8 protein-coding genes are annotated in these 10,916 nt (G+C 53.1%); 6 read left to right on the top strand and 2 right to left on the bottom strand.

From position 1 onward, the window contains the following. Window positions 1-249 precede the first annotated feature (249 nt). Window positions 250-1,026, bottom strand: a complete 777-nt coding sequence (gene surE, locus SJI19_RS13185) for a 5'/3'-nucleotidase SurE (protein ID WP_323478728.1) — start codon at window positions 1,024-1,026, stop codon at window positions 250-252. Between the two features lie 293 nt (window positions 1,027-1,319). Between surE and SJI19_RS13180 the strand changes: the two genes are divergently transcribed. Together SJI19_RS13180 and SJI19_RS13175 are read left to right on the top strand one after the other, a co-directional pair. Further along, window positions 1,320-2,474, top strand: a complete 1,155-nt coding sequence (locus tag SJI19_RS13180) for a Fic family protein (protein WP_323478727.1) — start codon at window positions 1,320-1,322, stop codon at window positions 2,472-2,474. A 265-nt stretch (window positions 2,475-2,739) separates the two neighbouring features. Continuing rightward, window positions 2,740-4,101 (top strand): hypothetical protein, encoded by a 1,362-nt coding sequence (locus SJI19_RS13175; protein WP_323478726.1) that lies wholly within the window; start codon window positions 2,740-2,742, stop codon window positions 4,099-4,101. 5 nt (window positions 4,102-4,106) lie between these two features. On the opposite strand, the gene SJI19_RS13170 is transcribed toward SJI19_RS13175, so the two are convergent. Then, a complete protein-coding gene (locus SJI19_RS13170) occupies window positions 4,107-5,063 on the bottom strand; it encodes a sugar-binding transcriptional regulator (protein ID WP_323478725.1) in 957 nt (318 codons plus the stop codon). Window positions 5,064-5,248: 185 nt separating this feature from the next. Here SJI19_RS13170 and dalD point away from each other — a divergent pair, with 185 nt between their 5' ends. The 4 genes from dalD to SJI19_RS13150 all read left to right on the top strand — a co-directional run bounded on the left by dalD (window position 5,249) and on the right by SJI19_RS13150 (window position 10,812). Next, window positions 5,249-6,649 (top strand): D-arabinitol 4-dehydrogenase, encoded by a 1,401-nt coding sequence (gene dalD, locus SJI19_RS13165; protein WP_323478724.1) that lies wholly within the window; start codon window positions 5,249-5,251, stop codon window positions 6,647-6,649. Window positions 6,650-6,681: 32 nt separating this feature from the next. Further along, on the top strand, window positions 6,682-8,151 hold the full coding sequence (xylB, locus tag SJI19_RS13160) for a xylulokinase (protein WP_323478723.1): 1,470 nt from the start codon (window positions 6,682-6,684) through the stop codon (window positions 8,149-8,151). A gap of 151 nt (window positions 8,152-8,302) precedes the next feature. Beyond that, window positions 8,303-9,262 (top strand): substrate-binding domain-containing protein, encoded by a 960-nt coding sequence (locus SJI19_RS13155; protein WP_323478722.1) that lies wholly within the window; start codon window positions 8,303-8,305, stop codon window positions 9,260-9,262. Between the two features lie 50 nt (window positions 9,263-9,312). Beyond that, window positions 9,313-10,812, top strand: a complete 1,500-nt coding sequence (locus tag SJI19_RS13150) for a sugar ABC transporter ATP-binding protein (protein ID WP_323478721.1) — start codon at window positions 9,313-9,315, stop codon at window positions 10,810-10,812. Window positions 10,813-10,916: the final 104 nt, after the last annotated feature.

The following is a 10,916-nucleotide window of genomic DNA, read 5'->3' as shown; positions in this document are numbered from 1 at the left end:
TGGGATGAGGGTAGACGCCGATTTTACAAACACCATAAGTGGATCCAGGACGGTTAGGTTGGCAACGTCGTTATTAGTGCAGATGACGGCGTCGAATTCTGTTAAGCCCCAGGCAAAAAAACGATATTAACCCCCGCTGCGAGGCCCGGCGCGAGGGTTAGCGGTTTTCCCCGTTAATGTGCGCGCATTGCTGCGACGGTCATTCGCCGCCGCGACAGCATCGCGACCTTGCCTTAACGGATGACCGGCTTAAAAATTCTGGCCGTAGACCTCGCCGAGGCGTTGGTATTCGGTCATTTCGGTGCGCTCGAAGGTGAGTGGCGTCACCGAGATATAGCCATCTTCATTGGCTTTTAGTTCGCCGGTTTCCGGACGATGCAAACGCCCGTGGTCGACCCTGATCCAGAAGTAGTCCTCGCCATTGGGATCCGGCGTCGGAATGACCAGCATCCCGTTCACCTTGCCCATGCCTTGCGTGGTGACCCTGATGCCTTTGACCTCATTCGCCGCCATATCGGGAAAATTGACGTTCAGACACACCCGATCGCTCCAGGTATCCTGCAATAAATGCTGTAAGGTCGGCACCAGGTGACGCGCGGTACTGTCCCAGTTCACCGCCCGGTCTGGATCGCGATTTTGGCTTAAAGCAATGGAAGGAATACCGGAGAGCATACCGGTCATGGCCCCACCCACGGTGCCGGACAGTAACGTTTCAAAGCCCAGATTGGAACCGTTATTCACGCCCGACAGTACCAGATCGGGCGGCGCATCGCGCATCGCCTGATGAATCGCAAACGCCACGCAGTCGGTAGGCGTGCCGCCCACGGCAAACCGCCGCGGACCATGATTAAATACCCGCACCGGCGCACGTGCACTTAGGGAATTCGCCACGCCGCTTTGATCCTGAGCGGGGGCGACAATCCACACTTCATGGGCAATTTCCTGCGCGGCTCTGGCTAGAAGTTCCAACCCCGGGGCGTCAATGCCGTCATCATTGGTCAATAAGACGCGGTTCTTTTTTTTCATAGTCAGGTTCTCTCCATAGGGTAATGCCAAATGGCATCATGAGCGGTATTTATGCGACCCACAGTCTAGTGGGTGATGGTTAATATGATAAGACAAAACCGTTACCGGGGGGATAATATCTGTACAACTGTCAGCGTGGGGAAGGGGCTGGGCAACAGACCCAATGAATTCACCGTTAAATTCCCTACGGTATAGTAACTTAATGAAACTAAAATAAGGCAGGGGCTTATTTTAAGTTAAGGCTTAAGTTAAAATAAGCCCCTGCCTTATTTTAACTTAAGCAAGGATAACCCATGCAACGCGGACTTACCGGCCACTACGTTCCTAGCATAGCGGGAGGTATCAGCTGTCAGGCATTTGTTCCCCTCGCGTTGCCGCCCTCGCCTGCGCTGATGATTGACAGCAAATTGCAAAAGCGGATTAATGAGGCTAATCGCGCGTTAGGCCGCCTGGACGCGATCAGTATGCTACTGCCTGACACTAACCTTTTTCTTTATAGTTATGTCAGAAAAGAAGCGGTGATGTCATCGCAAATTGAAGGGACGCAATCATCGTTAACCGACCTCATGTTGTTTGAGATGGCCGGTTTGCCAGGGGTGCCCATGGATGATGTGCAAGAGGTGTCATGCTATGTGAAAGCCTTATCTCTGGGGGTTCAGCGCATCAACGAAGGTTATCCGATTGCTTACCGGCTACTCACTGAGATGCACCAGGCGCTGATGACCTCCGGTCGGGGCATTAGTCGGGGCCCCGGTGAATTTCGCGAAAATCAGGTATGGATTGGCGGTCATCGTGCTGATGAAGCGGCCTTTGTTCCCCCTCCTCGTCATATTTTGCGCGATTGTTGGAGCGACCTGGAAAAATTTATCAATGATCAACCCGAGGCAACAGATCCCTTGGTGAAGGCGGCATTAGTCCATGCACAATTTGAGACTATCCACCCTTTTATGGACGGTAATGGACGTCTCGGGCGTTTGTTGATACCGCTTATCCTGGTGGAAGCTAAGGTTTTAAAGCAGCCTTTATTATATTTATCGGTTTTTTTCAAAAAACATCGACATATTTATTATGAGTGCCTGCAGCAAACCAGGATGACCGGCGATTGGGAGGCGTGGCTATTATTTTTTGTCGATGCGGTAGCCGCGACCGCGACTCAGGCGGTTGAGATGGCCCAGGCGCTCAATCAGTTACATGCGCAAAATAAACAGCTACTGTCGACACTGGGTCGTTTGTCAGGTTCAGCCAATCAGGTGCTGGATGCGCTTTTTGATAGTCCCATACTCAATATTGCCACGTTGGTTGCGCGGACCGGGTTGACGGCGGCGACCACCGGTAAAGTCTTGGCCTCATTGGTGGACGATCTTCAACTGGTAACCGAAATCACCGGGCAGAAAAGAGGGCGGATATATGCCTATAAAAAATACCTGGACATACTGAATAAGGATTAAATTAGCCGAGGCGACGACAGATTCTATTGTCGCTGGCCGACTATATAACGTTATACAAAGCGTATGCGTCTTACTTAGCTGCAGCGGCAATAAGTTAGAATGGATTGGTATTGGGCGGCGGTTTCAGGATGGTGTTAACTTTTAACTTATTAGCGGTTTATGCGGCGAATTACGCACTACCGCAATACCGCAATCATCGAAATATGAAAGTTTCCATCGCCTCAAGTGGCTACGCTGTGTGGGTTTTCTACTAGGCGGGCCCACTATGGCAGATCTTACCGGTATCTCATCAACACCGTGCAGTCTATCCGATTGCAGTATACCTCACGATCATCCCGCACCCGAGGGGCCGGATGTTTTGGGTAGCATTGTCGGCTGCAGGAACGATTGTCAGCAGGTAACCTGCCGCCAAGGGCAAACTGCAACGATGGACGAGCATGAGCCCTCGCCGTCGATGCTTAAGCAAAAATCGTCGGCCGATTTCACGCCTCCCCCGGTGCAGGCGGATTTGTTACCTCCGTTAAACACGCTACTGGGCAATCTCTTAACGGTTCAGCCGGAGGGCAGCAACCCTCCCTGCAGGCCATTAATCGATCGGTCCGTCGCCATGACGCGGTCTACTGAACCGTCCCAACCCCATAAGGTTTCCCTTCTTGCGGTTCTGCGAACCTCAGCGCCGCCGCCAAATAAAGCCATACCGGGTGTGGCACAATCGAATATGTTCGTCTCCCTCTTCACCCATCCTAACACCGTTAAAATCGTCAGGACCGCCGTATTGGGCGTGACGGTGGCAACGTTGTTGACTTCGGTGGCGTTAGTGGTTGGCGCGACAATGTGGCCGCTGCTGATTGTGGCGGCGGTTGGGTTGACCCTCGGGGCCCTGGCCGGCTGGTTCGCCAATGGCTTATCAGAATCCCTGGCCGAAAAAATGACACAAGGAATTGCTGACAAGCCATTAGGACAACAGTTGCTGATCGGCAGTACGCTGGGCGGACTCGTCGGCGGTCTTCATGGCGCCCGTAGCCGAGGCGCTCTGGCTATCGCGGCCGCCAGCTCCGCTCGGACATTGACGTTAGGCGTACGTCTGGGCTGCTCTATGCGGGGAGTCGCGGGGGCCGTCGCGACGGCCAGTGCCGTTGGCACGGCGGACACAGTGGCGCAAGTGATGGTCAGCAATGCGATGCGTTGGTCTGCTGCACTAGGCGGTTCCATCGGGGGCTTTGTGCTCAATTCCGTAACCGACAGCACCAAAGTGGGTGAGTCGGCGGGTAAAGGCGCTGTGGCGGGAGGGCTCATCGGCCGGGTGATGGACAGCCATTTTCTGTTGGGTATCGCCACCCTTTGGTCGGATTGTTTCTACGGTTTAGGTAAAAAAAGCCGGTATGCGGCAGCGGGCGCCATGACCTACCAAATGATCGCCAATAGTGATAATCCAGGTTATTGGGAACAAACCGGCGCAACGGTTGGCGGTATTGCCGGCGGCCTGGCAGGGGCCATCAATATCCGCACCGGCATGGATGTTACCCAACCCAGCAAATGTTTGAAGATGGCCACCGACGGGATGTTCGCGTCATTGCTGACCCGGTTGCGTGCGGTAGGAAATATTATTTTGCTGGCCAGTGAGTAAGGATATCAGTCGCGTTGGGTTGACATCAGCCTGTTGGCGGTCTCTTCATCCGTCACCAGCCCGTTGATCCAGTTGCCGTTCAGCACCGCCTGGATAGCCAGGAACTTTTCGTCGCCGCCGGCAAAGGCGATCACCGGTTTTTTCGGCCGGGAGGGGATTGTCACGCTGGTGAGACGATCGTCTAGGTCGCTGGCGACCCGTCGGCCGTTGGCACCAATAAAATGCCCGACAATTTCCGCCACCACGCCGGCCGCGTTCAGGCGGGCCACTTCCTCGCCGGTGATAAATCCGTCGGTGTGCAATGGGCACTGGTCATTCACCTGGCCGATGCCGATAAAGGTCACATCTGCCTGTGCCGCTTTTTCCATCACCATGCGATAAATGCGGTGGTTGCACCATAATTCCTTATCCGAAAGATTATCCGCGTATAGCGGTGCAGGCAGAATAAAATATTTGCCCTGGGTTTTCTCCGCCATCCAAAGTGGCACATCATAGCGGGTACAGGAGCCGTCGGAGGCGATGGCGCCGATAAGCGACACGCAGCTATGCTGAGGGCGATCCATGCCGGTCAGTTCGTTGATGGTGGCGCGCAGCGTCCGACCAGACCCCACCGCAATCACCTGTGGTTCAGATACCTCGATAAACTGCGTAATCACTTCGGCTCCCGCCACCGCAATCATGCGGTTCAGGCTCAAACTGTCCATGCCGGCGGAAGGCACGACCATGCAGGCCGAAAGCTGGAACTGCTGGGCCAACTGCTGGGCCAATGCCGTACAGTCGGCCACCGGATGGGTAATATTGACCCTGACCAGGCCGTTCTCCGAGGCCAGCGCCACCAGGCGTTGCGCTGCCTGGCGCGACACGCCAAGCACGTCGGCAATATCATGCTGGGTCTTGCCGGCGACATAGTACATCCACGCGGCGCGCGCAGCTTGGTCCAACTTTCTATCGATTTTACTCATTGATCATACTCACTTTTAGTCGTAGCAAAACTATACCCGTCAAACGATAGCGGGGTAAATCGATCATTTCCATTGTGTGAGCTAAAGCTCGTTTAGTGGGCTATTATTCGACTAAGCTTTATTTCTAAGCAATTACTCAAATTTTGAGCTTATGCTCACCCCTAGTTCGAGAGGTAATATACATTATGACCACATCAAATCAGTCTATCTGGATGCATATTGGCGCCGGTTCGTTCCACCGTGCCCACCAGGCCTGGTACCTGCACCGTCTATTGCTTCAGGGAGACCAACGCTGGTCCATCGCCTTGGGGAATATCCGTGATGATGCCAATCCACTGTTGGACATTCTGGCGACCCAAAAAGGGGAGTACGTACTGGAAACGGTCACGCCGGCGGGTGAACGCAGCTATGAGAAAATCACGTCGATCCGCAAAATCATCCCTTGGGATGAACAGCTTACCGCACTGGTGGAGCAAGGCGCAGCAGCCCAGACACGGGTGATTTCATTTACGGTAACCGAAGGCGGTTATTACCTCGACACACATTTCAAACTCGATCAGGCCAATGCGGATATTCAGGCCGACCTCAAGGGCGGTGCCCGGACCATTTACGGTGCCATCACGCGGATCCTGCAGGCCCGGCGCGCCCAGAACACCGGCAAGGTGACCCTGCTCAGTTGTGACAATGTACGCCACAACGGCGAACGTTTTAGCGAAGGGTTGACGGAATTCCTGACGTTACGTGGCGAGAACGAACTGCTGGCCTGGCTGGCGACCCATACCTCTACGCCGAACACTATGGTCGACCGTATCACCCCGCGGCCGGCAGCCGATATTGCCGGCCGGGTAAAACAGCAATTAGGCATAGACGATCGGGCACCGGTAATGGGCGAGTCGTTTATTCAATGGGTGGTTGAGGATAATTTTGTCGCCGGCCGTCCAGCGCTGGAAAATGTCGGTGTTGAACTGGTGGCATCCGTGGCAGCCTATGAAGAAGCGAAGATTCGTATCCTTAACGCCAGTCATAGCTGTATTGCCTGGGCCGGCACGTTGATTGGCCAATCCTATATCCATGAAAGCACGGGTACTGACCAGATTCGGCAAATGGCCTATGACTATGTCACCCAGGATGTCATCCCTTGCTTGACGCCCAGCCCACTTGATTTGGCCCAGTATCGCGATGTGGTGCTCGACAGATTCAGCAACCCCTATATTCGCGATACCAATCAACGGGTGGCAGCGGATGGTTTTTCCAAAATTCCCGGATTTATCACCCCGACCCTGATTGAATGCTATAGCCGTGGGCAGTCGCCTAAGGCCACCGCAGTGCTACCGGCACTGTTTTTTATCTTCATGCGTTGCTGGCATAAAAGCGAACTGCCCTATGACTATCAGGATGGCATTCTGAATGAAACCGCCACCCACGCCATGTTTACTGCGGCCGATCCCATCGCGGTATATGCCCACGACGCCAAGCTATTTGGTCCATTAGCCAGCAAACCGCAATTTGAACAACTGCTGCGCGATACTATTGCCCGGCTCGACAACTGGGTAACAACCGCGACTACGCTGACCACCAGTCATTAAATCCATCCACCTTTACCTAGAGGGAACGACATATGTATCTCGGTCTTGATTTAGGCACTTCGGAGATAAAAGCCGTCATTATCGACGACGCCGGAACGTTAGTGGCCAGTGAAGGCGAGCCGTTAACGGTACAGCGGCCTCATCCGCAATGGTCGGAACAGGATCCGGCCGAGTGGTGGGCGGCCACCCAGCGCGCCGTCACACGTTTACGCGCCCGCCATACGGATATCTGGCCGGGGATCCGCGCCATCGGCCTGTCCGGCCAGATGCATGGTGCGGTATTGCTTGACCGGCGCGATCGGGTACTCAGACCGGCGATCTTGTGGAATGACACCCGCAGCGCGTTGGAATGTACCCAGTTGACCGAACGGGCGCCAGAGCTGCACCGTATTGCGGGTAATCTGGCGATGCCTGGTTTTACCGCACCGAAACTCTTGTGGGTGGCAACCCATGAACCGGAGATTTTTGCCCAAACCGAGACTGTGTTGTTACCTAAGGATTATCTGCGCCTGATGATGAGCGGCGACAAGGTTTCCGACATGTCCGATGCTGCGGGTACCTTATGGCTGGACGTGGCCAAACGCGATTGGTCTGATTCCCTGCTGCACGCCTGCGGCCTGACCCGGGCCCAAATGCCGGCGCTGGTGGAAGGCTCGGCGGCATCTGGCCATTTGAGCGCTGATATTGCCGATCAGTGGGGCCTGTCTAAAAGCGTGGTGATTGCCGGTGGTGGGGGTGATAACGCCGCCAGCGCCGTGGGCATCGGCGCGGTGAATAACGGTGACGCCTTTATTTCGCTGGGTACCTCCGGGGTCATCTTCGCCGTGAACGAACGTTTCAGCCCTAACCCGCAGTCGGCGGTACATGCCTTTTGCCATGCCCTGCCCAACCGTTGGCATCAAATGAGCGTCATGCTTACCGCTGCCAGTGCCTTACGGTGGTTATGTCAGTTATTGCGTACCGATGAAATTACCCTGTTGGCGGAAGTGGCGGCACTTAGCCTGGACGATCAGAAGCGGGCACCGCTGTTCCTGCCCTACCTTTCCGGTGAGCGTACCCCGCATAACGATCCCATCGCCAGCGGATCGTTTCATGGATTAACTCACTCGACGGAGCGCGCCTCGCTGGCTTACGCGGTGTTGGAAGGGGTGGCGTTTGGCTTGGCGGACGGTTTACACGTCATGCAACAAGCCGGCAGCCACATCGAACAGTTTTCATTGATCGGCGGTGGTGCCCGCAGCCCTTGGTGGGCTCAACTGATCGCCGATGTGGTGGATATTCCGGTGGTGACACACCAGGATGGTGCGGCCGGCGGCGCGTTGGGCGCTGCGCGCCTAGGCTGGCTAGCCGTGGGCGGTAACGAGGCGCAGGTATGCCGTAAGCCAGCCGTCCATACCCGCTTCATTGCCGGGACTGAACGTGCCGGGCAGTTGTCAAGTCGGTTGGCGCTGTTTCGGTTTTTTTATCGCCAGCAGGTGGAGGCCCGCCAACGGGTGCGCTAAACCCAGGCTTCCCGGATCCGTCGGCGGAGCGCCACCCGGGAGCCATACAACGCAGTTATGTTTTTAATTTATAATAATCATATAGTTAACTCTGTACCTACGTGAAAAATGATGGGTATACCTAACGTGAAAAACAGAAGGAAAGACATCGATGAAAAAAGTATTAGTGAGTCTCCTGCTGGCGGTCTCAACGGTCGCGGTTTCGGCCCATGCTGCAGATAAGATCAAGGTGGGTTTTGCCAACCGCACCCTTAACGGCGCTTTTTTTAACGGCCTGACCGAGTACATGAAAATCCATGCCAAAGAACGCGGTTATGAATTGATTACTACCGATGCGCGCGGCGATTTGAATAAACAGATCTCTGATGTTGAGGACATGATTTCCCAAGGCATTAATTATCTGGTGCTGAATCCGCAGGATCCCAAAGCCGGGATGCGCATTACACAAATTGCCAAACGCGCGGGTATTCCTACGGTGATCCTCGATAGCGATATTTCACTGGATGCGCCGGTCATTACCCGAGTGCAGGCCAACAACGCTAAAAATAATATCGCCATTGGCGAGTATGCGGTGGAACAGTTTGGTAATAAGCCAATGAACTGCGTCATTATCAGCGGCAACCAGGGCAACCTGGTCGGTGAAGCGCGCCGGAGCAACTTTATGCTCGGTGTCATGGAAGCCCAATTAAGAAAATATAACCACACCAGCCTGACCATTGTCAGCCAAGGTTGGGGCAACTGGGATCAGCAAGGTGGACTTAAGGCCATGGAAGATATCATCGTTGCCCAAGGTGATAAAATCAACTGTGTTTACAGCGAAATGGACGATATGGCCCTTGGCGCTATTTTATCGTTAAAGGGTGCCAATAAACTTCAGAACGTGAAGGTCTATGCTCACGACGGTTATAAAAAAGGTCTGGAAGCAATTGAACGGGGCGATTTGCAGGCCACTGCAGCGAATAACCCTAATGTCTTGACCGATACCGTACTGGACGTTATCGCTAAGTATCAGGCAGGTAATAAAGATTTTCCTGATTACGTTTATACCCCAACAGTGCTCATCACGAAAGATAACGTTAAGCAAATCTACGATCCTAAATCGCTGTTCTAACGTCATTCTCTCCCCCTTGTTACAAGGGGGGGTGAAAATGAGGAGTTTTTATGGACCAGTATGCAGTCGTTATCGATAAGGTAAAAAAAAGTTTTGGCGGCGTTCATGCGTTGAAAAGTATTAATCTAAAAGTGAAGAAGGGCACCATTCATGCCATTGTGGGCGAAAATGGTGCCGGTAAATCCACCCTGATGAAGATCCTGTCCGGTATCTATATTAAGGACAGTGGCACCATCTACATCAACGGCAAGGAAGTCCATTTCACTTCGCCAAAACAAAGCCGTGAAAACAACATCGGTATTATCTATCAGGAGCTGGCGCTGGCCCCCGATCTTACGGTGGCGGAAAATATTTTCTTGGGTGATCTGGGCTTTGGCGGCCAGTTTATCAACTGGAAAAAAATGAATCGGAAAGCCGGGCGAGTGCTATCCAATCTGGGTTTTCATATTCCGCCCACGGTGAAGCTGGGTACGCTAAGTGTCGCTTATCAACAAATGGTGGAAATTGCCAAGTCTCTAGCCCGGGATGTGAGGATATTAATTCTTGATGAACCTTCGGCGGTATTGTCGAACCGGGAAATCGACATCTTGTTTAGTCAGCTAAAATTATTAAAAGGGCAAGGGGTGACCATTCTTTATATCTCCCATCGACTGGATGAGATATTTGCCATCGCTGACGCCATTACAGTGATAAAAGATGGTGAGACCATTACCGATTTGGATCCTAAAACCTGTACTGAAGATGACATTATTTCCAATATGGTGGGACGTAAGTTTGAAAATCTCTACCCGCCTAAAAACATCCCGCAGCAGGAAATGGTGCTTGAGGTCTATGGCATGTCCACCAAATCGTTGTTGAAGGATATCAATCTGACCGCTAAAAAAGGCGAAATCGTCGGTTTAGCCGGGTTGGTGGGGTCTGGGCGTACCGAAATATCCCGCTGCTTGTTTGGCCTCGATCGCATGAGCGCCGGCCGGATTGTTAAAAACGGTAAGGAAATCACTATCCGCCATCCCGCTGACGCCATGCGTCAAGGTATCGGTATGGTGCCGGAAAACCGCAAAGAGCAGGGCGCTATCTTGTCCCGTCCCATACGGGAGAACATGACGTTATCCAATTTAAAACGGGTTTGCTACCGCTTCGGCATTATAAATTATCCCAAGGAACGAGCACTTAGTGAGGTGTCGCGTCAACGCTTGTCGATAAAATTAGGCTCGGTGGAAGATCCCATATCCAGTCTCAGTGGTGGCAATCAGCAAAAAGTGGTGATCGCCAAATGGCTGGCAACGCAATGCGACTTGCTGATCCTTGATGAACCTACCCGCGGTGTGGACGTCGGCGCCAAGGTGGAAATTTATAACGTCATTCATGAATTAGCTGAAAAAGGCTACGCCATTATTGTTATTTCATCGGAAATGATTGAGGTGATCTCCTTATCTCATCGGGTCTACGTCATGAGTGAAGGGGCGATAAACCAAGAGCTGCAAGGGGATCAGATCACCGAAGAGAACATTATGCGATTCGCCATACCTAAACGCGCTTTAGCGTAGCTGAGGAAACATTATGGAAACGGTAAACCCGACCACTAAAACCACAAGCTCGGTTTTGTGGGCTAAAACACTGAAATTTTTTGCCAGCAATTCCACGCTACTGG

It is taken from the genome of Acerihabitans sp. TG2 (assembly GCF_035013185.1).
In the GTDB taxonomy this organism is placed as follows: Bacteria; Pseudomonadota; Gammaproteobacteria; order Enterobacterales; family Enterobacteriaceae; genus Acerihabitans.
The sequence above is the reverse complement of the archived record's forward strand: the minus strand, read 5'-3'. Positions and strand labels throughout refer to the sequence as shown.

Excerpts from the sequence above, each read along its gene's own strand:
- surE (WP_323478728.1), bottom strand. The coding sequence starts at position 1,026 with ATGAAAAAAAAGAACCGCGTCTTATTGACCAATGATGACGGCATTGAC.
- SJI19_RS13180 (WP_323478727.1), top strand. The coding sequence starts at position 1,320 with ATGCAACGCGGACTTACCGGCCACTACGTTCCTAGCATAGCGGGAGGT.
- SJI19_RS13175 (WP_323478726.1), top strand. The coding sequence starts at position 2,740 with ATGGCAGATCTTACCGGTATCTCATCAACACCGTGCAGTCTATCCGAT.
- SJI19_RS13170 (WP_323478725.1), bottom strand. The coding sequence starts at position 5,063 with ATGAGTAAAATCGATAGAAAGTTGGACCAAGCTGCGCGCGCCGCGTGG.
- dalD (WP_323478724.1), top strand. The coding sequence starts at position 5,249 with ATGACCACATCAAATCAGTCTATCTGGATGCATATTGGCGCCGGTTCG.
- xylB (WP_323478723.1), top strand. The coding sequence starts at position 6,682 with ATGTATCTCGGTCTTGATTTAGGCACTTCGGAGATAAAAGCCGTCATT.
- SJI19_RS13155 (WP_323478722.1), top strand. The coding sequence starts at position 8,303 with ATGAAAAAAGTATTAGTGAGTCTCCTGCTGGCGGTCTCAACGGTCGCG.
- SJI19_RS13150 (WP_323478721.1), top strand. The coding sequence starts at position 9,313 with ATGGACCAGTATGCAGTCGTTATCGATAAGGTAAAAAAAAGTTTTGGC.